The sequence below is a fragment of the Pseudomonas sp. NPDC077649 genome, assembly GCF_044542855.1.
GTDB lineage: Bacteria > Pseudomonadota > Gammaproteobacteria > Pseudomonadales > Pseudomonadaceae > Aquipseudomonas.
Map to the genome: position 1 here is coordinate 41936 of NZ_JBITVF010000010.1, position 21781 is coordinate 63716.

19 protein-coding genes are annotated in these 21781 nt (G+C 66.4%); 3 read left to right on the forward strand and 16 right to left on the reverse strand.

Annotated elements, in window-relative coordinates:
* Positions 1 to 3 precede the first annotated feature (3 nt).
* Both ACIGFL_RS22485 and ACIGFL_RS22490 read left to right on the forward strand, forming a co-directional pair.
* Positions 4 to 627: a trimeric intracellular cation channel family protein gene (locus ACIGFL_RS22485; protein ID WP_397498633.1), complete on the forward strand. Its 624-nt coding sequence runs from the start codon at positions 4 to 6 to the stop codon at positions 625 to 627.
* 2 nt (positions 628 to 629) lie between these two features.
* Entirely contained in the window at positions 630 to 1013 is a 384-nt protein-coding gene (locus tag ACIGFL_RS22490) for a VOC family protein (protein ID WP_397498634.1), read from the forward strand.
* 30 nt (positions 1014 to 1043) lie between these two features.
* Here ACIGFL_RS22490 and ACIGFL_RS22495 read toward each other — a convergent pair whose 3' ends face one another.
* From ACIGFL_RS22495 to tssA, 16 genes are all read right to left on the reverse strand, one after another.
* Entirely contained in the window at positions 1044 to 2288 is a 1245-nt protein-coding gene (locus ACIGFL_RS22495; protein ID WP_397498635.1) for a TIGR02270 family protein, read from the reverse strand.
* Positions 2288 to 3196 (reverse strand): hypothetical protein, encoded by a 909-nt coding sequence (locus ACIGFL_RS22500; protein WP_397498636.1) that lies wholly within the window; start codon positions 3194 to 3196, stop codon positions 2288 to 2290. Before ACIGFL_RS22500 ends, ACIGFL_RS22495 begins: the two co-directional genes overlap by 1 nt.
* A gap of 21 nt (positions 3197 to 3217) precedes the next feature.
* On the reverse strand, positions 3218 to 4399 hold the full coding sequence (locus tag ACIGFL_RS22505; RefSeq protein ID WP_397498637.1) for a PAAR-like domain-containing protein: 1182 nt from the start codon (positions 4397 to 4399) through the stop codon (positions 3218 to 3220).
* Entirely contained in the window at positions 4399 to 5439 is a 1041-nt protein-coding gene (locus ACIGFL_RS22510; protein ID WP_397498662.1) for a hypothetical protein, read from the reverse strand. Before ACIGFL_RS22510 ends, ACIGFL_RS22505 begins: the two co-directional genes overlap by 1 nt.
* Positions 5436 to 6548 (reverse strand): DUF2169 domain-containing protein, encoded by a 1113-nt coding sequence (locus tag ACIGFL_RS22515; protein WP_397498638.1) that lies wholly within the window; start codon positions 6546 to 6548, stop codon positions 5436 to 5438. The genes ACIGFL_RS22510 and ACIGFL_RS22515 overlap by 4 nt, the downstream gene beginning before the upstream one ends.
* Positions 6549 to 6561: 13 nt before the next feature.
* Positions 6562 to 6996, reverse strand: a complete 435-nt coding sequence (locus ACIGFL_RS22520; protein ID WP_397498639.1) for a DUF6484 domain-containing protein — start codon at positions 6994 to 6996, stop codon at positions 6562 to 6564.
* Between the two features lie 34 nt (positions 6997 to 7030).
* Positions 7031 to 9256: a type VI secretion system Vgr family protein gene (locus tag ACIGFL_RS22525; RefSeq protein WP_397498640.1), complete on the reverse strand. Its 2226-nt coding sequence runs from the start codon at positions 9254 to 9256 to the stop codon at positions 7031 to 7033.
* A 29-nt stretch (positions 9257 to 9285) separates the two neighbouring features.
* Complete coding sequence (gene tssH / locus ACIGFL_RS22530; RefSeq protein WP_397498641.1) at positions 9286 to 11988, reverse strand: type VI secretion system ATPase TssH; 2703 nt, start codon at positions 11986 to 11988, stop codon at positions 9286 to 9288.
* Positions 11981 to 13018, reverse strand: a complete 1038-nt coding sequence (gene tssG / locus ACIGFL_RS22535; protein ID WP_021444751.1) for a type VI secretion system baseplate subunit TssG — start codon at positions 13016 to 13018, stop codon at positions 11981 to 11983. Before tssG ends, tssH begins: the two co-directional genes overlap by 8 nt.
* A complete protein-coding gene (tssF, locus tag ACIGFL_RS22540; RefSeq protein ID WP_397498642.1) occupies positions 12982 to 14841 on the reverse strand; it encodes a type VI secretion system baseplate subunit TssF in 1860 nt (619 codons plus the stop codon). Before tssF ends, tssG begins: the two co-directional genes overlap by 37 nt.
* Positions 14838 to 15353 (reverse strand): type VI secretion system baseplate subunit TssE, encoded by a 516-nt coding sequence (tssE, locus tag ACIGFL_RS22545; RefSeq protein ID WP_397498643.1) that lies wholly within the window; start codon positions 15351 to 15353, stop codon positions 14838 to 14840. The genes tssF and tssE overlap by 4 nt, the downstream gene beginning before the upstream one ends.
* 2 nt (positions 15354 to 15355) lie before the next feature.
* Positions 15356 to 16141: a type VI secretion system accessory protein TagJ gene (locus ACIGFL_RS22550; RefSeq protein ID WP_397498644.1), complete on the reverse strand. Its 786-nt coding sequence runs from the start codon at positions 16139 to 16141 to the stop codon at positions 15356 to 15358.
* A gap of 156 nt (positions 16142 to 16297) precedes the next feature.
* Positions 16298 to 16786 (reverse strand): Hcp family type VI secretion system effector, encoded by a 489-nt coding sequence (locus ACIGFL_RS22555; protein ID WP_397498645.1) that lies wholly within the window; start codon positions 16784 to 16786, stop codon positions 16298 to 16300.
* Between the two features lie 77 nt (positions 16787 to 16863).
* Complete coding sequence (gene tssC / locus ACIGFL_RS22560) at positions 16864 to 18360, reverse strand: type VI secretion system contractile sheath large subunit (RefSeq protein ID WP_397498646.1); 1497 nt, start codon at positions 18358 to 18360, stop codon at positions 16864 to 16866.
* A 16-nt stretch (positions 18361 to 18376) separates the two neighbouring features.
* On the reverse strand, positions 18377 to 18892 hold the full coding sequence (gene tssB, locus ACIGFL_RS22565) for a type VI secretion system contractile sheath small subunit (protein WP_003245007.1): 516 nt from the start codon (positions 18890 to 18892) through the stop codon (positions 18377 to 18379).
* Between the two features lie 56 nt (positions 18893 to 18948).
* Positions 18949 to 19971, reverse strand: a complete 1023-nt coding sequence (tssA, locus tag ACIGFL_RS22570; RefSeq protein WP_397498647.1) for a type VI secretion system protein TssA — start codon at positions 19969 to 19971, stop codon at positions 18949 to 18951.
* A gap of 375 nt (positions 19972 to 20346) precedes the next feature.
* Between tssA and tagH the strand changes: the two genes are divergently transcribed.
* Positions 20347 to 21771, forward strand: a complete 1425-nt coding sequence (tagH, locus tag ACIGFL_RS22575) for a type VI secretion system-associated FHA domain protein TagH (RefSeq protein WP_122107894.1) — start codon at positions 20347 to 20349, stop codon at positions 21769 to 21771.
* Positions 21772 to 21781 lie beyond the last annotated feature (10 nt).

The following is a 21781-nucleotide window of genomic DNA, read 5'->3' on the forward strand; positions in this document are numbered from 1 at the left end:
GTTATGCAGGAGCTGTTCTACTTCGCCGACCTGTTCGGCGTGGCGGTGTTCGCCATCACCGGCGCGCTGATGGCCGGGCGCAAATCCATGGACCTGTTCGGCGTGCTGGTCATGGCCATCGTCACCGCCCTGGGCGGTGGCACCCTGCGTGACCTGATTCTGGACAATCACCCGGTCAGCTGGATACGCGACGACACCTATATCCTGGTGGCGTCGCTGGCGGCGCTGGGCACGGTGGTCTGGGTGCGCATGACCCGACCGATCCATGAGAAGGGCCTGCTGATCGCCGACGCCTTCGGCCTGGCGGTGTTCACCGTGTACGGCACCGAACTGGCCCTGCAGCACGGCACGCCGGTCAGCACCGCGGTGATCATGGGGGTGATGACCGGCGTGGTCGGCGGGGTGATCCGCGACGTGCTGTGCAACGAGATCCCGCTGATCTTTCAAAAGGAAATCTACGCCACCGCCTGCATCGCCGGCGCGCTGACCTTCATCGGCCTGCGCGCGCTGGACACGCCGCACTGGCTGGATACCAGCGCCGCCATGCTGGTGGTGCTGGGCGCGCGCCTGGCGGCGATCCACTGGCACCTGGGGCTGCCGCGTTTTCATCTGCTGGACAGGCATTGAACATGATCGAACGACTGGATCACCTGGTGCTGACCGTGGCCGATATCGACGCCACCGTCGCCTTTTACGAACGCGTGCTGGGCATGCGCCACGAGCGCTTCGGCGCCGGGCGCAATGCGCTGGTCTTCGGCCAACAGAAATTCAACCTGCACCGGGCCGGCCGCGAGTTCGAGCCCAAGGCCGCCAGGCCGACGCCGGGTGCCATCGACCTGTGCCTGATCAGCGCCTGGCCGCTGGAGCGCATCCTCAGCCATCTGGCGGAGCAGGGCGTCGAGGTGGAGGAGGGGCCGGTGGCGCGCACCGGCGCCGTCGGGCCCATCGAGTCGGTGTACTTCCGCGACCCGGACGGCAATCTGATCGAAGTCAGCCGTTATCCGGCCGCCTAGGGTGCACCGCCAGGAGCGGTTGTTTCACGTTCATGTCTTGAGCAAGGCCCGCTGCCGCCAGGCGGGCGCGGCGACCGGGAACAACGCCTCGGTCGGGCGAAAACGCGCCAGGCCATAGGCCGCGACCCTGCGTTGGCGCTGCTGTGCCGTGGATAGGGCCAGGCGATAGCCCTGCTCGCTTACCGGTTGGCCGAGGAAATAGCCCTGGCCATTCTGGTACGCGCCTTTCTCCCCTTGCCACCAGGCCTCGACCAACGCCGGATCGGGCCAGGGCAGGTTCTCGTCCTCGTCCATGGCCACGTTGGCATCCGCCGGATCGTCGTTGGGGCCGGCGTCGTGCTCGGGGGTGTCGCGCAGCTCCAGATCGAGCAACGCCAGGTCTGCTCCAGTGATGAGGCTGAAGGCCTCGCCGGCGACCCGGGCCTGCGGCACCTCCTGCATCTGCTGGATCAGCCAGGGCAGACTTAGCGGATCGCCCAGCAGGCCGACCGCCTGGATGACCATGCGGCGCTGCTGCGCTTGCGGCATCAACTGACGAATCCAGGCGACGCTGGTTTCTCTGGGCTGCCAGGCCAGTAGCACCGGCAAGGCGCGCTGCTGCAGCGGGCCCGGTTGTTCGGCGAACTGGCGCAGCGGCAGCAGCGCCTCCTCGTCGCCCATCTGCACCGTGGCCCAGTTGGCCCAGAAGCGCGCGTTTTCGTCGGCCTGCAGGCGATGGGCACGGATCGCCGGCAGCAGATCGCGCCGGCGCAACTCGCCGGCGGTGCGCGCGGCCTGGGCGACGACTGCCGCGTCGGCATGCGCCAGCCCGGCGATCAGCGCCGGCCCCGGATCGCGGCGGTGCATGCCGCAGGCGGCCAGGCCTATCTGACGAAACAGTGCCTCGGGCGAGCCAAGCAGCTTGTCCACCCAGGGCTCGACTCGGGCCCAATCCAGCCAGCCCAGGGCCGCGGCCATAAAGCGCGCGCTGTCGGGGGCGGCGCGCACATGCTCGGCCAGCCGGGCCATGGCGGCGGTATTGGCGGTCTCGAAGGCCAGCACCGTGGCCGCGAAGATTTCGCCCTGGGCGTTGGGATCGAGCTGCTGGAGCAGGGTTTCTAGAGCGACCGGGCCGGCGATACGCAGGCCGTCCAGATGGGCCTCGATTCGGTTGTCCAGGGTGCTCAGATGGTTGAGGTCGTAGTGGGGCTGGTGGACGGCGATGCTGCGCAGCAGGCCGAGGAAGGCGGCTTCTTCGATGTGCTGGTCAATGACCTGATGAATTCTGGCGCTCATCAATCAATACGCGCCCAATTGTTACCATCGAAGGCCATGATGTCCTTGCCGCCAATTGACCACAACACACCATCGGAGGCGCTGAGGTGATAGCAGCTACTGGGCGAGTCCTCACCGAAATCGACCGACAAGAGCCTGCCCTGGTTGAGCGTGAATAGTCCGTACATGGTCGATAGATACAGCTTGTCCTGATACCAGGCGAGATCCCAGATATCGTCGATCATGCTCTGGTGATCGATGACGTCCCATACATCCCCGCGCCCCCTGAGCAGCAACCCCTTGCGTCCCGATGCGTAAACCATACCGTCGTCCGCGCAGAGTACCCGGGTCAGCACAAGGTTGGTTGGGCTTTCCTTCTGGCTCCAGGTCTTGCCGTCGAAGTGCCAGATATCACCGTTCCACCCCACCGCATAGATATCCGACTCGGAGAATCCGTCCACCGCCTCGAAACCGACGACTTCTTTGCTGCCGTCTGCCGGTCTAGCGCCCTGATCTATGGAGACCCACTGATGGGCGTCGTTTCTACGCCAAGCCTGTCGGTTCATTCCAACGACGTAGACATGTTCACCGATGGTACGAACACCCCGTAACGGGCCTCGGGCTCTGATGAGCTCGTCGGTATTGCCGATCTGTTCTTCGTGTCGATCACCACTACCCAGCAGCAACACTCCCCCATAAACGCCGACGGCACACATCTGCTGCAGCGGTTTTTGCGCAATGGCAATACCCACAGTCGGCCACAGTGTGCGTCCCCCATCGCGCCAGACGTGGTTATCCCATTCGACGAAGTCAGAATGGGGATATTTCGCTTTATCGAGCTCGTCGGCGCTCATTGCGATGTAGGTCAGATCGAAAAAACGAACTGCGCCGGTTACAAACGAATAGGTACCAGTCCAATGGCCACTCATTGATTTCCTCCTGGGTATTGTTTATCGCCCGCCGCCAGGGCCGGACGTGCCTGCTGAGCGAATAGCGTTTGTGCGTGCAGCAGCCTGTGCCGTTGCGGCAGACACATCTTCAGCGGCAAAGTTTCCGGTTTGCACCGCCTTGATCTTCGTGTCGTCCGTCATGCCCTGACGCTTGTGGTAGTAGTCCAGCTGATGCTTGATGCATTCCTCGTTGCACGCCGACTCAGGGAATGTCTTGGTGACGGCCTTGGCCGCATTCGCCTTGGCCACCCCATAAGTTGTCGCTGGCGCCGTCACCGAACCGCCACCGTTGACCGCCAGCGTTTCGGTCGGGGCCCCAGCCGCAGCCGCGCTCTGGAAGGTATGCAACATGCCGTGAGATCCGGTGAACTGTGTTTGCCCCTCGGCACAAATAGAGAGCGCCTTACCCTCGCGGTAGTTTTCGGAAACCCCAGCCAGTGTTGAACCGCTGCGGCCACTGGCATGTACTGCGCTGGCTTCAATCAGGTGGTGCGGAGTTTGCGAGGGGCAGCAGGAGTTGCCTTCTGCTTTCTCGGAGTCGGTTGGCTTGTACGGGCGTAGGGTGCAGCGCATCGCCGCCAGACATTTGTCCGCAGCAGTTTGATCCGCCAGGGAGTGTGCCTCGCCACTGTCTTTACGCCTGGAAGGTTTGGCACCGTCACAGGCTTCGTTGGGCTTGTAGTCCTTACAGTTGTCTTGCTGCTTTTTGCGATCGTTGGCGCAGGGGTCTTTGCCGCCAGGGGTCGCAATTTCATCGGCGTACATCCAGGGGGGAGTATTGCCTGGCATCGAAGCATGGTTATGGGTGGTCATATCCAGGTTCCTGACCACATTCTCTCCCTCGAACTTCACATCCATCGACCAGGAGGTGAAGTACACCTTGCCCTTGTTCTTGCTGGTGATCACCCCTTTCTTCGGCGCGCAACCGGCCTCGTCGCCGTAGCTGGTCTTGAAGTAGCTCTTGTTCTTGAGCATTACTTCCTTGCCGGTGATCTTCACCGTGCGGGTGCCGTTGGTGGTGTCCTTGGCCATGCCTGTGTTGGGGTAGGGGATGGGCACCCCGGGTGGGGTGGCCGGGGTCTGCGGCGGGGTGAAGCAGACGTCGGGGAAGCAGGCCACGGCCTTGCCGTCGGCCGACTTGCACGACACTTCCATATTGTTGGCGTAGACCTGGTTGCCCATCAGGCGGCCCTCACCGGTTGGTAGCTGAGCAGGGCGGCGGCGCGTTGGCCGGCGTCGTTGCCCAGGTGGCAGAGGATGTTCGGCCCATCGCCGTAAGCCTTGCGGCTGGCGGCCAGGGCCACGGCGAGCATTGCCGGACCGATGGCGGCGCCGACTTCGCCGATGCAGTCGGCCGGGTGCCAGATATGGAAGAACTCCTTGCGCACACGCAGGCTGCGGCTCAGGGCCAGCGAGGCTTCCTTGAAGTAGTACTGCTCGCCGGACAGGTCGGTGACGCGGTAGTCCATCTGCTCCAGACCGCAGCCCACCTCGGCCAGCGCAGCGCGGATGGCCTGCGTCAGGCCCTCGGCGCGCAGGGGGATGTCTTCGCTTTCCACCGTGGCTGGCTCCATGCCGAAGCCCAGGCCGAGGCAGGCCAGTTGCGGCTCCTCGCTGGCGACCGGAGCGCCGATCACCACGGCGGCGGCACCTTCACCCGGGATAAAGCCGTTGGAATTCTGGCTGGTCAGCAGACGTTCGCGCTCCTCGAAGGCGGCCAGGGTCGGCGCGCTGAGGAAGGAATCGACACCGGCGATCAGCACGTGGCGATGGCCGCCCTGGTAGATCAGCTTGCGCGCGTTGAGCAGGGCCACCGCGCCGCTGACCCGGCCGCGGGCGATGAGGTTGGAGCTGGGATGAAAGGCCAGGCCCAGTTCCCGTTCGATATCGTGCAGCAATTCGATGTCCAGGCCCTCCAGCCGCCCTGGGCGTTCCAGTTCGGCGACGCCGAGCAGCAGCGGGGTTTGCGCCGGATCGACGCCGGGTGCATTCTGCAGGGCTTCGGCGATGGCGCGGGCGGCCATCTTGATCAGCTTGGCGCGGCCTCGCCAGGGCTGTTCCAGCGGCACGCTGGCGGCGATCAGCCATTCGCCGCCGCGGTCGATAAAGCGGGTTTCCTGGAAGTTGTCGATGGCGCAGCGAATCGCCGCGCAACTGGCCGGGGCGCTGAGGCCGACCGCGCTGACCATGCCGGAGCCGAGAATGCACAGGGCGTTCATCAGTCGGCCTCCGTCGCCTGGTGTCTGGACTTGACCAGGCTGCCGAGGCCGGCGTGGTAATCCTTGCCAAGCTCGCGCGCACGCCACCAGGCGCGCGACATGCTGCCCACCAGTACCTGGGCGATCTCGAACATGTTGCGTTTGAGCGGACGCGATATGCGCCAGGTCAGCTGCACCTGGCGCGCCTCGGTGTCGATCAGCAGGGTGTCGATCACGGCATGCACCGTCTCATGGCCGCCCTTGTTGAGAAAGAAGGTTACCGGCACGGACATCTGGGGAATGCGAAAGCCCGCGCGTTCCTGCGCCGTGAGGTTGAGCAGCAGCACCTCCTCGCCGCCCTTGAGGTAATCGGTCTGCTGATCGGCCGGCGCGGCCTGGAAGTAGCGGTTGTCGAAATCGGCCGGCAGGAAGGGAAAGCAGTCCGCCAACCAGGCCTCGTCGTAGGTGCCGGCAAAGGCGGCGCGCTGCGGCCAGTGACGGCCGATGGGCCCCAGCGCCATGGGGCGGAAGTCCCCTTGCGGGCTGTCGACCGGCTTGCCCAGCTCCTCGGTGCAGGGCATCGGCATGCCGAGCATGTCGGCGCTGTCCGTGCCGCGCGGATACCAGCCGATGCCGGCCGGATTATCCGGGTAGGCCTGTTGTTGCTCGGGGTTGCCCTTGAGCGGATGGGCGCCGCCAAAGGCCTGGGCGTAGGAAATCGTCTGTTCGAGAAAAGGCTGCGGCAGCCCGGGGGCGACGCCGAGCAGGCCTGGCTGCCACTGCCTGGGGCCGAGTACCGAGAAGGCCTTGCCGACCCGGCCGATGCGGATGCCGGCGGTGATCTGGGTCGCCGGCTTGCCGCCCGGCGCATGGGCCTTGCCCTGTACCAGCACGTCGCAGAAGGGTTTGACCGGGGCGAAGTCCATTTCCTGCAGCGGTGCGCTGAGGCCCGGCTCGCCGTGAAAGGTATCGGCCATCAGCAGCGGCTGCTGGGTGTCGAGCAGGCGCGCCTCGCGGCCGTCCAGCGGCAGGTCGAAGGTGCCCTTGGCGATCACTACCAGCGATTCGCGCCCGTCGGGCGCCAGGCCCTGGGTGAAGGCCGCCATCAGTCGGGTGGCATTGAGCAGTTGCATGGGCCTGCGCCTTCTAGTTGATCTGCACCGAGCCGCCCTTGATGCGGTTGACCCCGCTGGAGCGGCTGGAGAGGTAGGCGCCCTGGATGATCACCTTGCCGGCGCGGGTCAGGGTGATGCTGGCCTTGCCGCAGCGCAGCACGATTTCCCGTTCGGCGCGCAGCTCCAGGCGTTCGTCGTCCAGCTGCACCTGGGGCGTCGCCGGCGCGCCGAGCAGGCGGCCGATCAGCAGCGGGCGACTCGGGTCGCCGTTCTCGAACATCAGCGCGACCTGGGCGCCGATATCCGCGGCGGCCAGCGGCGCCATGCTGCGGGCGACAAGTCCCAGGGCATCGGCGCAACCGGGAAAGTTCACCCGCGGCACGCCGTCCTCGGACAGGGCGAGCAGGGTGCCGATCATCACGCCGTCGAGGCGCGCCTGGCTGGGCAGGCAGTATTGAACCGTCATAGCTGGGCTCCTGGCCGTGGGTAGAACCGGCCTGCTAGTTCTGCAGAATCTTCTGCCCCTTGACCACCACGTTCTTGCTCGCCTTGACGTTGATCGCGCCGGAGCCGTCGATGGTGATGTCCTTGCCGCGGATGGTGATGGTGCCGTCCTTTTTCATGGTGATGCTGGCCGAGCCGGTGGTCAGGGTGATGGAGTCGCCGGCGGTCAGCGAGAAGTTCTTGCCGACGCTCAGGCTGTCGTCCTTGCCGATGCTGCTATCGCGGCTCTGGCCGACGCTGCGCGACTCGTTCTTGCCGATGCTGGTGCTCTGGTTGCTGCCGATGCTGATCTCTTCGTTGCTGCCGACGCTCTCGGTGCGGTTGCTGCCGATGGTGATGTTCTCGTTGCTGCCGACGTTCTCGGTGCGGTTGTTGCCGATGGTGATGCTCTCGTCGCTGCCGACGTTCTCGGTGCGGTTGCTGCCGATGGTGATGCTCTCGTTGCTGCCGACGTTCTCGGTGCGGTTGGCGCCGATGGTGATGTCTTCGTTGCTGCCGACGCTTTCGGTGCGGTTGACGCCGATGGTGATGGATTCGTTGTTGCCGACCTTCTCGATACGGTCCACGCCGATGGTGATGGTCTCGATGTTGTCCACCGTCTCGGTGCGGTCGTGTTTGACGTGCACGGTTTCGTCGTTGTCGATGATCTTGGTGCGATCGTGGCCGACCCAGTGGGTCTCGTCGTTCTCCACCTCGATGTCCTGGTTCTTTTCCGCGTGGATGAACAGCTGCTCTTCGCCCTTCTTGTCCTCCATGCGGATCTCGTTGAAGTTGGCCGGCGTGCCTTCCTTGCTCGAACGGCTCTTGACCCCGCTCTGGGTGGCGTTGGCCGGCAGGTCGTAGGGCACCGTCTGCTCGGCGTTGTAGACGCGGCCGGTGATGATCGGCCGGTCCGGGTCGCCTTCGAGGAAGCTGACGATCACCTCCTGGCCGATGCGCGGCAGCTGGATCGCGCCCCAGTTCTTGCCGGCCCAGGCCTGCGACACGCGCATCCAGCAGGAGCTGTTCTCGTCGGACTGGTCGTGGCGATCCCAGTAGAAGTGCACCTTGACCCGGCCGTACTGGTCGGTCCAGATCTCCTCGCCGCTGGGCCCGACCACCATGGCGGTTTGCGGCCCACGGACGATGGGCAGCGGCGTCAGCGGCAGCGGGCGGAAGGCCTGGCTGGCGTCCATGCAGTCCAGCTCGCTGGTGAACTGCTCGCTGCTGTCGCCGAAGCCGGTTTCGTAGGGCTCCTGGTGGATGCGGTAGCGCGCGCCCACCACCAGGTATTCGCGGTTCTGGTCGGCGCGCTCGTAGCCGCTGAGCTTGAACAGGTGCCCCGAGCCCAGGCCGCGGGCGCGGCCGCGCAGCTGCACGCGCTCGAAGCGGGTGTGGATGGCCTCGATGCGGGTGCGCGCGTAATGCTCGCCGTCCTTGCTCTGCACGTACTCGCCGGGGTAGTCGAACAGCGGGTATTCGGCGTTGCTGTGGCTGCGCGACACACTGGAGCGCACCTCCAGGCTGGCGCTGGGGCGCTGGAAATCGTAGTCGGTCAGCGCCAGGGCGCCGGGCTGTACCTCGCGCGCCAGTTGCCAGTCGTAGAAATGATCGCGCTCGCGCATCTGCTGCTCGGGCGGGAAGAAAGGCACCGAGGCGTAGCCCTCCACCGTCGAATGGGCGCCGTAGGCATCGGCCAGCACCAGCACGTGGCGCGCCTTTTCGTGGCGGAAGTAGTAGTAGATGCCTTCCTGCTCCATCAGCCGGCTGACGAAGTCGAAGCTGGTTTCGCGGTACTGCACGCAGTATTCCCACTCGCGGTAGCTGCCGCTGAGGCTGTCCTCGAAGTCGGAGAACCCCAGGTCGCGGAACACCTGCTTGATGATGTCCGGCACCGTCTTGTTCTGGAAGATGCGGCAGTCCGAGGTGCGGCTGAGCAGCCACAGCCAGGGCCGCAGGGTCACCTGGTAGCCGGCGTACTGGCCGGTGCCGACGGTCTGCCGGCAGGCACAGACGATGCCGTGGAAGTAACGCTCGCCGCCGTCGTACAGCTCCAGCGCCAGGCCCATGGGTTTACCCAGCAGTTGGTCGAACTTGACCGAGGCGTCCTCCGAGGTCAGCTCCAGGTGGTACTGGAAGGGCCGCCCGAGTTCCTCGCTGCCTTCCAGGCTCTGCAGCAGCAGGACGTTGGCGCCCAGCGGGCCGTTGACCTGCACCAGGCGCTGGGATTGGGTCAGTGCCATCTACGTTCTCCCTTGGCGATCACGGCCTGCTAGTCGAAGCGGTAGCTGAACTGGCCATTTTCGGCGCCGATATGCACACCGGCCAGCGGCTTGCCCTCCAGCAGGCGGCCGAGAAACTCGCGCGACAGGTCCGGCAGCAGGCTGTTGGTGAGGATGGCGTCGATCTGCCGGCCACCGCTCTCGGCCTCGGTGCAGCGCGACACCACCAGGTCGAGCACGCTCTGCTCGTAGTCGAACGGCACCTTGTGCGTGGCCTCCACACGCTTCTTGATGCGGTCCAGCTGCAGCCGGCTGATGCTCTCGAGCATCTTGTCGCTCAGCGGGTAGTAGGGGATGGTCACCAGGCGGCCGAGCAGGGCCGGGGGGAACACCTTGAGCAGCGGCTCGCGCAGCGACTTGGCGATGGCCTCGGGGTCCGGCATCAGCTCGGGGTCGCTGCACAGGCCGGCGATCATCTCGGTACCGGCGTTGGTGGTGAGCAGGATCAGGCAGTTCTTGAAATCGATCATGCGGCCTTCGCCGTCTTCCATCACGCCCTTGTCGAACACCTGGAAGAAGATTTCGTGCACGTCCGGGTGGGCCTTTTCCACCTCGTCCAGCAGCACCACGCTGTAGGGCTTGCGCCGCACGGCCTCGGTCAGCACGCCGCCTTCGCCGTAGCCGACGTAGCCGGGCGGGGCGCCCTTCAAGGTGGAGACGGTGTGCGCCTCCTGGAACTCGCTCATGTTGATGGTGATGACGTTCTGCTCGCCGCCGTACATGGCCTCGGCCAGGGCCAGGGCGGTCTCGGTCTTGCCCACCCCGGAGGTGCCGGCGAGAAGGAAAACGCCGATCGGCTTGCTCGGGTTGTCCAGCCCGGCGCGTGAGGTCTGGATGCGCTTGGCGATCATGCTCAGGGCGTGGTCCTGGCCGATGATGCGTTTTTTCAGGTGCTCGTCGAGGCGCAGCACGGTGTCGATCTCGTTGCGCGCCATGCGCCCGACCGGGATGCCGGTCCAGTCGGCGACCACCGAGGCCACCGCCTGGTAATCGACGGTGGGCAGGATCAGTGGCGTTTCACCCTGCAGCGCGCTGAGGCGGCTCTGCAGATCCGCCAGTTTGCCGTGCAGCGCCTGGCGTTCGTCGTCGCTCAGCTGCGGGCTCGGCGGCTGCGCCTGGGCCGCGCCGGTGGTGTCCACCGCTTCGGCGGCGGCGCGCAGGCTGGCGCGGGTCGCCAGCAGCTCGTCGACCAGGGCCTTTTCCTCGCTCCAGCGGCTTTCCAGGGCGGCCAGGCGCTCGCGCTCCTCGGCCAGGGCGCCTTGCACGTCGCTCTGGCGGCTGCCGATGGCGATGCCGATGGCCTGTTCGCGGGCGATGATGGCCAGCTCGGTTTCCAACGCCTCGATCCGCCGGCGGCTATCGTCCACCTCGGCCGGCACCGCGTGCAGGCTGATGGCGACGCGGGCGCAGGCGGTATCCAGCAGGCTCACCGACTTGTCCGGCAGTTGGCGCGCCGGGATATAGCGGTGCGACAGCTTGACCGCGGCCTCCAGCGCCTCATCGAGAATCTGCACCTTGTGGTGCTGCTCCATGGTCGAGGCCACGCCGCGCATCATCAGGATCGCCTTGTGCTCGGACGGCTCGTCCACCTGCACCACCTGGAAGCGCCGGGTCAGCGCCGGGTCTTTCTCGATGTGCTTCTTGTACTCGGCCCAGGTGGTGGCCGCCACGGTGCGCAGGGTACCGCGCGCCAGCGCCGGCTTGAGCAGGTTGGCGGCATCGCCAGTGCCGGCCGCGCCGCCGGCACCGACCAGGGTGTGGGCCTCGTCGATGAACAGGATGATCGGCTTGGGTGAGCTCTGCACGTCCTCGATCACCTGGCGCAGGCGCTGCTCGAACTCGCCCTTCATGCTCGCCCCGGCCTGCAGCAGGCCGACGTCGAGGGCGCGCAGCTCGACGTCCTTGAGGCTCGGCGGCACGTCGCCGGCGACGATGCGCAGGGCGAAGCCCTCGACCACCGCGGTCTTGCCGACGCCGGCCTCGCCGGTGAGGATCGGGTTGTTCTGCCGGCGGCGCATGAGGATGTCCACCAGTTGGCGGATCTCCTCGTCGCGCCCGACTATGGGGTCGAGCTTGCCGCTGCGCGCCTGCTCGGTGAGGTCGACGGTGAAGCGCTTGAGCGCCTCCTGCTTGCCCATGGCGCTGGGGGCCATGGCGCCGCTGGCTTCGCCCGGCGCGCCGGCGGCGTTGAAGCCGTCGCTGGCGCCGAGGCCGTTCTCCGGCGAGTTGCCGACATACTCGTCGAAGCGCTCGATCAGGCTCTCCACCTTGATCTTGTCGAACTCGCGGGAAATCGCCGTCAGCGCATGGCGCAGGCTCGGCGTCTTGAGGATGCCGACGATCAGGTAGGCGGTGCGCACCTGGCTCTCGCCGAACATCAGGCTGCCGTAGACCCAGCCGCGCTCGACCGCTTCCTCGACGTGGGAGGACAGGTCGGTGATCGAGGTGGAACCGCGCGGCAGGTGATCCAGCGCCTCGGTGATGTCCTTGGCCAGGCGCGCCGGGTCGAGGCTGAACTGGCGCACCAGCTGGTGCAGGTCGGAGTCCTGCAGCTGGAGGATCTGGTGCAGCCAGTGCACCAGTTCGACGTAGGGGTTGCCGCGCAGCTTGCAGAACACCGTGGCGGCTTCGATGGCCTTGTAGGCCAGGCTGTTCAACTTGCCGAACAGCGCGGCGCGGCTGATCTCACTCATGTTCGCAGCTCCTCGAATCGGGGATGGATTGGCTGGCGTAGTCGCGTACCAGCGAGAGGTCGTCGGGGTCGTGCAACGGGGTGCCGAGCCAGGTGTTGAAGCCGAGCTGGGTGCCGCCGTCGAGGTCGATGCGCGGCACCTCCTGGCAGCGCAGCACCAGGTTGATCTCCCAGTCCAACTCGTCGCCCTGGTGCTCGGCGACCCAGGCGGCCAGCTCGGCGAAGTTCTCCTGGCCCGGCAGCAGGCGCTGGTACTGCTCGAGGCTCAACGGGCCGAGACGGATGCGGAACTTGTGCTGGCGATCCCACACGTGGGTGCCCAGGCACAGGTCGCTGCCGAGGGTGCAGGCGGCCGCGCCGACCTGGCTGTACTGCGGCAGCTGCAGCCACTGGCCGACGTATTCCTCGATGCGCACCGGCACCTCGAAATAGGCTTCGAGGATGCTGCGCAGGCCGTCCGGGTAGCGGGTCTGCGCGGCCAGGTGGCCGCTGAAGTGCAGGCTCGCCGAATCGGCCAGCGGGCCCTGGCCGAGCAGGCTGGGCATGCCGCGGCCGGACAGGGCGGCCAGGCGCATCGACCAGTAGTCGTCGTCTGGCCGGTCGTGGCTGACGGTGGGCCGCGCCTCGGCCCAGGCGCGGTAGAACAGGGTCAGCAGGCGATGGTGGAAGACGTCGAGAAAGCGCTTGAAGGTGGCGTCGCCATTGTTGCGCTGGCGCTCGCGGGCGTACTCGGTCAGGTGCAGCGGCAGCGGCCCGTTGGGGCCGGTGAGGCCGAAGAAGAACTGTTCGATACGCGGCACCGGGCCTTGGTGCACGCTGGCCAGGGTCGCCGGGGCGAAACTGCAGTCGGGCTGCTGGCCCAGGCGCAGCGGATCGTCGGCCAGGCGCACGGAACGGCCGATGCGCGGCTGCGCCACGGCCGTGCATTCGATACGGCGCAGCGCCTGGAAGAAGTCGTAACTCCAGGGCGCGGCGGCCATCTCGGCGGCGCCGCTCAGATGTTCGGGCGGCGACCCGGTTGTGCCTGCCATCGCATGACCTCTCCGCGCTCGGTGGTGCGCAATACCGTTTCGGTAAAACTGTTGATCGATACGTAACGGGCGAGAAAGCGCTCGAATACCGCGCCGAGCAGGTATACGCCGGTGCCGCGAAAGGCGTTCTCGTCGAATTCCAGGCTGATCTCCAGGCCGCGGCCGAATACGATCGGCCCGGGCATCGGCAGGCGCCGCGTGCAGGGCTGGCTGCGCACCTCACGCAGGCCCTCGATCTGCAGCTGCAGCGCCGAATCGGCCGGATCGCCGTACAGGCGCAGCAACTCGCGCAGGGCCGCGGCGCCCTGGCCGCGCTCGCTGAGCGACAGGTAGTTGAGCGACAGCTGGCTGATCAGCCGCCAGGCGCTGGCGTCATGGGCGCGACTGGCGCGCGGCCGGCTCGGCCCAGCCAGGCAACGCACGGTCTGCACCGGGGCGCTGTCTTCGAGGGTGAAGTCGCTCTTGCCGGTGCCGATGGGCATCAGCAGCGGCAGGTCGCGGTTGGTGCACAGCGCGCCGATGCCCAGTTGGCGCAGGTCGTGGCGATAGGGCGCCTGGTTGACGTCGACCAGGGAGACGAAGGTCTCGCTGCCGACGTAGGTGGAGCGCGGCCCGCGCCGGCGCGCCTGGCTGGACAACCGGCGCGGCTCGCGGCGCACCACGTAATAGGCCTGTTCGCGGCCGTAACGGGCCGGATCGCGAATGGCGTAGAAGGGCTGGAACGGCTGCTCGGGACCGCTGCCGTGGCCGCTGACCTGGGTCAGCGAATGAATCTCGAAGTCCAGCGGGCGGGTACGGTCGGCGATCACCTGGTGCTCGTGGACCCGGTCGCTTAAGTGGATGCGGTCGGCGCGGCGCGGAAACAGGTTGACCGCCGGGGTGCAGAAAAGCACGAACTGGGCGGCCGACACCGCACCTTCCAGGCTGCTATCGAGGCGGTTGAACAGCACCACCAATTCCAGCTCCTGGGCGGCGCAACGCGCCACGCCCCGCGACAGCCCGCTGAACTCGACGAACAGGAAGCGATTGGGCAGGGCGAAGTACTCCTGCAGCAGGCGGTAGCCCTGGAAGGCGCGCGGCACCACCGGCAGCACCGCATCCGCGTCGTCGAAGCCGCGCGCCTGGATGCAGGTCAGCGGCAGGCGTTCGACCCATTCGCCATCGACGCTCTTGATAATCAAGGCGCAGGCGTTGCCCAGCAGCTGCTCGTACAGACGAAACGGCTGCTCGTCGGCGCCGCCGAGAAACAGCGGCAGGCTGTCCAGCGCCAGGGCCTTGAACGGCATGCCGGCGCCGCATCTGAGGCGGATGCGCAGGCCGGCCTTGGCTTTGGGTTCTGCGGCGGCGAGACGGCCGAGGGCGGTGGCCGGGTTGCCGAAATACTCGGCGCGACTGACCGTGAGCGGCCACAGGGTGACGTCGTGGCAGGTGCGGTACTCGCAGGCGGTCTGCTCCTCGTGGCCGAGCTGGCCGCGCAGGGCGGCGCCACGCTCGACGCGAAAGCCGCTGGCCAGCGAGCCCTCTTCGGGATCGGCGCACAGCTGTACCACCGCCACCGATGGGGTCGGTGCCAGGTAGTGGGGGTAGGCGATCTCCAGCAGGTTATGGGTGAAGGTCGGGTACTCGGCATCCAGTTTCAGGTGCACCCGCGCGGTGAGGTAGGCGAAGCCCTCCAGCAGGCGCTCGACATAGGGATCGGCGCAGTCGATGCCGGCCAGGGTCAGGCGGCTGGCGATCTTGGGGAACTCGGCGGCGAACTCGGCGGCGCTCTCGCGGATGTGCTGCAGCTCCTGGTTGTAGTAGTCGAGCAGGCGCGGGTTCATGCGCGCCTCCTGCCGGTGTCGGCCGACGCCACCTTGATATGCCCGGTTTCCAAGTCGAGATCGGTGGACAGCAGCAGGCGCAGCGGCACCGGTTCGGCCCAGAGGTCGGCCTCGATCTCGAAGCTCAGGGCGTTGTGGTTCATCTCCTCGCCTTCGAGCTGCGCGCGCACCCGCAGCGAGCCCTTGAGCAGGCGCGGCTCGTAGGTCTCGATGATCTCGGCGAGCAGGTCCTCGACCAGCTGCACATCGATGCTCGAGGCGGTGTGGCCGGACAGCGGCGGCAGGCCGAAATTGATCACCGAGCTGCCGGCCGGCATCTGTGCGGCCGTTTCGCTATCGAACAGGGCGGTGGTGTTGAGCAGCCAGGCCAGGTCGCGCAGCACCGAGGCCTTGAGCTGATTGAGATTCATCACCCGGCGCTCGGCACTTTCCTTGGGGTTGCCCGGGTCGTCGTCGGTGAGACGATCGAGCAGGGAGGGCTGCAGCCGCTCCTGCAGGGTCAGCTCGGCCATGCTCAGGCGTCCCCGGCGGCGAAGCGCAGGCTGCGCAGGTCGAACAGCGCGGTTTCGCCGCGGTCGGTGGCGAACAGGCGCTGGCCGATGGGCACGCCACTATCCAGCCAGTCGACCTTGCGCGCCAGGCGCGCGGCGTCGTCGCCCAGTTCGACGGTGTCCGGGTAGCGGCTGGGGATCAGTGCCACCGTGCTGCCGCCGTTGCGCAGGGTCAGCTCGGCCGGCATCCACACCAGGTCGCGCAGGTCGCTGGGCGCCTCGCAGCTGAGGCTGGCGATGTTCTCCATGGGCAGCCAGACGTAGCGGCCGTTGACGATCAGCTCCAGCACCGGGCCAAGCCGCGGATCGGCATCGGCGCACCAGGCGAAGGGCTCGTCGTTGAGTTCGCCGGCGATGGCCGGGGCGGCGTCGAAGGCCTGCTCGCGCAAGCGCTGCGCGGCCTCGGCATGGCCTTCGGCGTCGAGTTTGAGGGCCTGGATCAGCGGCGCCAGCCAGTCCGCTGGCTGGCCCAGCAACACCGGGGTCAGGCGCCCGGCGAAGACTTCGCCGCGCAGCGCCTCGCATTCCAGCGCCGAGCGGTAGGTCTGCACCATGGCCAGGGCGCCGGCATCCAGCTCGCCGGCGACCTTGAGCTGGTTCTGCGCGCGGCCCCACTGGCCCAGCACGGCCAGCAGTTGAAAGAGAAAGACGCGTAGGGCGGGGTTGGACGGCTGGCTGCGCACTTGATCCTGCAGGGCGTTCAGGGCCTCGTTCAGCTGACCGGCACGCACAAGTTCATCGGCATTCATCGCTGCGTCCTTCCGTTCGTGTGCCGCGCAGCAGTGACGCTAAGTGCGGCGGGTGTCCTGGCCGTAGGCGCCGATGCTCGGCGTGCGTGCCGAGCGCCGGTGCCTTGACCGGCGAAACGAGTGCCCGACGCCGCAGCGGCGCCGGGCGGTCACGCTTCAGATCTTGACGTTCTCGCGGATGTTCCAGCCGTACTTGACCGGGCCGCCGTCCTTGCTGCCGTCCTGCTTCTGCGGTTGATAGTCGACCTGAACCTGGCCGAAGTTGAGGGTGACGTTCTCGGTCAGGCGATCCTCGCCGCCGCTGCCGCCGGTGCTGATCGACGACACCAGCACTTCCTTGAGGGTGATGATCAGGTACTCCACCGGATCCTCGCCGCCGGCCTTGCGAATGGTCAGCTTGGCCTCGGGATAATGTTTGCCGCTGGAACAGGCCATCATCAGGTTGGGCGAGGACTTGTCGATCCACTTGGTCAGGGAAATGTCCTGGATACTGACCTTGCCGGCACCGCCGCCGCCGCCCACGTGCATGCTGCCGGACTGGGACATGCCCCAGCTCCAGGCCAGCACGTCGATTTCCTTGCCATGGGACTTGTCGGCGGACTCACCTTCCACATCGCCGATCTTGATGAACATATCAACAGCCATCATGCCTCCTTGGTGGCTCGCGCCACGCTACGTGGTGCGGTATCCGCCGCCTTGGCGGATACCAATGTGAGGGTGGATCAGGCGCCTTTGGCCGAGGGCAGCTTGGAAACCAGGCGCAGGGACACCGTCAGGCCTTCGAGCTGGTAGTGCGGGCGCAGGAAGAACTTCGAGCTGTAGTAGCCGGGGTTGCCCTCGACTTCCTCGACCACCACCTCGGCGGCCGCCAGCGGGTGCTGGGCCTTGGTGGTTTCGGTGGAGTGCGCCGGGTCGCCGTCGACGTAGTTGAGGATCCAGTTCTGCAGCCAGCGCTGCATGTCGTCCTTCTCCTTGAACGAGCCGATCTTGTCGCGCACGATGCATTTGAGGTAATGGGCGAAACGGCAGGTGGCGAACAGGTAGGGCAGGCGCGCCGCCAGGTTGGCGTTGGCGGTGGCGTCGGGGTCGTCGTACTCGGCCGGCTTCTGCAGCGACTGCGCGCCGATGAAAGCCGCCAGGTCGGTGTTCTTCTTGTGCAGCAGGGGCATGAAGCCGTTCTTCGCCAGCTCGGCCTCGCGCCGGTCGGAGATGGCGATTTCGGTCGGGCACTTCATGTCCACGCCGCCGTCGTCGGTGGGGAAGGTGTGCGCCGGCAGGTTCGGCACTTCGCCGCCGGACTCCACGCCGCGGATACGCGAGCACCAGCCATAGAGCTTGAACGAGCGGTTGATGTTGACCGCCATGGCATAGGCCGAGTTGGCCCAGGTGTACTTGGCGCTGTCGGCGCCGGCGGTGTCCTCCTCGAAGGCGAAGGCATCCACCGGATCGGTCTTGGCGCCGTAGGGCAGGCGGGCGAGGAAGCGCGGCATGGTCAGGCCGATATAGCGCGCATCCTCGGACTCGCGCAGCGAGCGCCAGGCGGCGTACTCGGGGGTGGTGAAAATCTTGGTCAGGTCGCGCGGGTTGGACAGCTCCTGCCAGGAGCCCATGCCCATCACCGTCGGCGACGCCGCGGAAATGAAGGGGGCGTGCATGGCCGCGCAGACCTTGGACAACTCGCCGAGCAGCTCGACATCCGGCGGCGACTGGTCGAAGTAGTAGTCGCCGACCAGGCAGCCGTACGGCTCGCCGCCGAACTGGCCGTACTCCTCCTCGTACATCTTCTTGAAGATCGGGCTCTGGTCCCAGGCGGTGCCCTTGAACTTCTTCAGGGTCTTGTGCAGCTCGCCCTTGGAGATGCTCATCACGCGGATCTTCAACTGCTCGTCGGTCTCGGTGTTGTTGACCAGGTAGCTCAGGCCACGCCAGGCGCTTTCCAGCTGCTGGAAATCCTGGTGGTGCATGATCAGGTTGATCTGCTCGGTGAGCTTGGCGTCGATGGCGGCGATGATCGACTCGATGGACTTGATCGCATCGTTGGAGATCAGGTCGGTCTTTTCCAGCGCATGTTCGGCCAGGGTGCGCACCGCGGTTTCCACCGCCTCGCGGGCGCGCTCGGTCTTGGGTTTGAACTCCTGCAACAGCAGGGCAGCGAAATCGCTGGTCTGTTCGGTAGCAGTCCCGGCCTGGGCCTGCTGTTCGGTCATGGTTTCGGCCATGGTCTGCGTCCTCTAATCAGCTTTGCGGCTCGGAGTCGGTCGGTTTCGGCGCGCTGGCCAATGCCTGCAGCAGGGCCGGATCCTTGATCGCCTTCATGATCATTTCCTCGGCACCCGTCTTGCCGTCCATGTAGGTGAGCAGGTTGGCCAGCTGGGTGCGGGCTTCGAGCAACTGGTTGAGGGCGTCGACCTTGCGTGCCACGGCGGCGGGGCTGAAGTCGTCCATGCTCTCGAAGGTGATGTCGAGGCTGAGGTTGCCCTCGCCGGTCAGGGTGTTGGGCACGTTGAAGGCCACCCGCGGTTTCATCGCCTTGAGCCGGGAGTCGAAGTTGTCCACGTCGATCTCGAGGAACTTGCGGTCGGCCACCGCCGGCAGCGGTTCGGCGGGTTTGCCGGCGAGGTCGGCCATCACCCCCATGACGAAGGGCAACTGGACTTTCTTCTCCGCGCCGTAGAGCTCCACGTCGTACTCGATCTGCACCCGTGGAGCTCGGTTGCGAGCGATGAATTTCTGGCTGCTGGGGTTGGCCATCTTGTTCCTCCTGCGCTGCGTATGCGGCTATGGGCTGTGAATGAGGTGACCCGGCGCTATTCGCCGTCGGGCCCCCTGAGCTTTTCGAACTGGGAGAAGCCGTCGGGGATCAGGTTGCGCACGATGGTGGCGAAGTCGGCGCTGACCAGCGTCTTGGCCCGGCTCAGCAGCACCGGCACCGGGCTGGAGGGCTCGTGCCGGGCGTAGTAGGCGAGGATGCGGTCGAGGGTCTTGAGCACGTCGTCGCGATTGCCGATCTCGCCACTGACGTGCGGCGCGGCGGGCGCGCCCGGCGTTGCCGCGCTGGTGCCCTCTGCGGCAGGCGCCGTCTCGGCAACTTCGTCCGCGGTCGCGGCGGGTGCCTGTTCGGCAACGATCTGCACGGCATACCGCAGCAGTTGCTTGATGGCGCCCAGATCGGCGCCGCGGTCCGAGCCGACGCGCTCGTTGACCTCCCGTTCTATCCCCTGCAGCGCCGCCTGGGCGGCACCGACCGCGGCGCGGCAGGCCTCGACCTGCTCGGCGTCGCTGTCGCGAAAGGCCGCCGCGACCTGTTCCAGGCCCAGGCTTTCGCTGGCGAAGCGCTGCAAGCCGCTGGCATTGAGCGCGGCACGCAAGGTCACGGTGCCGAAGGCGCGCGAGCGGATCAACGGCATCTCCCACAACAGCCGCACCACCGGCTCGGCGCCGATGCCGGCCAGGGCGTTGATGCGGAAGGTGGGGTCGTTGTCGTCCTCGACGTCTAGCATCGGGTAGAGGCTGTCCCAGTACTGCTGCAGTAGCGCCTGGATCAGCTGCAGCGCCTGGGCCAGGCCGGGCAGGCCATCGAGGGCGATGCTGCTTTGCAGGTAATAGTTGGCGATGCGCAGATCCTTGCTGCGCGCGAACAGCTCGACGCACAGATCGCGCACCTGGCGCCATTCCGGCGGCTCGGCGGGCAATACCGAATCGCCCATCTGGCGCTCGGGTTGGCCCTGGGCGACGCGCTCGAGTTCGAGGAACGCCGAGTCGTATTCGAGATCGGCGCCACTCGGGGAGTCGGGGGATACCGCGGTCAACAGCTGCTGTACGTCCACCACAATGGGTGATCTCCATATCCAACCTGCTGCGGGCAGGCATACCGTCAGAGCGAACGTTGGACTTCAATCCACATCCTGTGGATTACGTTCTATTCGGAGCGGGGCATGGCCACTCCGATCGAGTTGTTAGAGCAAGTCTTGGCGTTGTTTTAGGCTTGTCAAGAAATTGGCCAGGCGCCTGGACGAACTGTCGAGCGGATTAAGATAGGCGAGCCGAAATTCTTTATTTAGTGTCTTTCGCTATATCGCTAATTACAAAAAAGCAGATTCAAAGTGTTACTCCTGAACAACACTGGTCAACTTTGTGATGCCTATACTCAGGGCACCGGTTGGGGACTCATGCGGTCGATGAGCGAAGTTTTGTAAGGAGTTTGAATGCCGCTGCGTTTGACCATCACCAGTTATCACAAGCTGACGCCCGGGCAGCGTGCGGACATGGAGCTCGACCGCGGCGAGCTGCGCATCGGGCGCAACCCGGAGAACGACTGGGTATTGCCCGACCCGGAGCGCCTGGTATCGGGCCAGCACTGCGTGATCCAGTTCCGCGACGGCACCTATTACCTGACCGACACCAGCACCAACGGCGTGCAACTGGTCAACGCCGGGGTGCGCCTGCACCGCGGCAATAGCGAGCCGCTGCGGGACGGCGAGCTGGTGCGCCTGGGCGAGTACGACATCCTGGTACAGATTACCGGCGCCGACATATCGTCGCCGGGGCTGCCCGCCGCCAGCGATCCCTTCACCGGCTTCGATGCGCTGATGAACCGTCAAGGCGCCGGCGCGCCGAGCATGCCCGCGCCGCCGCCCGCCGCCCCGGCGCAGATGCAGGCGGGCGGCTCGCCGCTGGACACCAAGCCCGACCTGTTCGACTTCCTCGCCACACCGGCGGTACCGCCGCCGAGCGCGCCCGATCATATTCCCGCCGAACGCCACGATTTCCGCCCGCCGCAGGCGCAGGTGCCCGCGCCGCCGGTCGAGGCCAGCCCGGCAGCGGCGCATGCGATTCCGGCGGACTGGGATCCCTTCGCCGAACTGGGCATCGCCGCGGCGACGCCGCAGGCCCCGCCCGCCGCACCGTCGGCGCCGCCAGCGGTGCCGGCTGCCCAGCCTGTGCCAGTGGCCGCGCCGCTGCCGGCCGCCCCAACGGCGCCCGTCGCCGCGGCCGTTCCGCCGGCTGTCGGCACGCCGCAGCCTGGCGCGGCGGCGCCTACCGACGACGCCCTGGAAGCCTTTCTGCGCGGCGCCGGGGTGGCGCAGCTGCGCATCGAACGGGGCGAGGCGCTGGCGCAGATGGAGGCCATCGGCCGCAGCTACCGGCAGATGGTCGAAGGCCTGGTGGACGTGCTGCGCGCCCGCGCCAGTCTCAAGGGCGAGTTCCGCATGGCGCAGACCATGATTCAGCCGGTAGAGAACAACCCGCTGAAATTCGCGCCGAACGTCGAGGAGGCACTGCTGCTGTTGCTACGTTCCGGCAACCAGGCCTTCATGCCGGCCGACCAGGCCATCGCGGAAAGTTTCGATGACCTGCGCGCGCACCAACTGGCGGTCATGGCGGGGGTACAGGCGGCCATCAAACATCTGTTGAAGCGCTTCGAGCCGGCCACTCTGGAGGCGCGTCTGAACAAACCTTCGGGTATTGGCGGATTATTGTCGGGGGGGCGCCAAGCCAAGTACTGGGAACTGTTCACCGAAACCTATGCCGCCATATCCCGGGAAGCGGAGGACGACTTCCAGGACCTGTTCGGCCGCGAGTTCAGTCGCGCCTATGAAGAGCACAGCGCCAAACTGCGTAGAACTTAGTGTTTGTTAT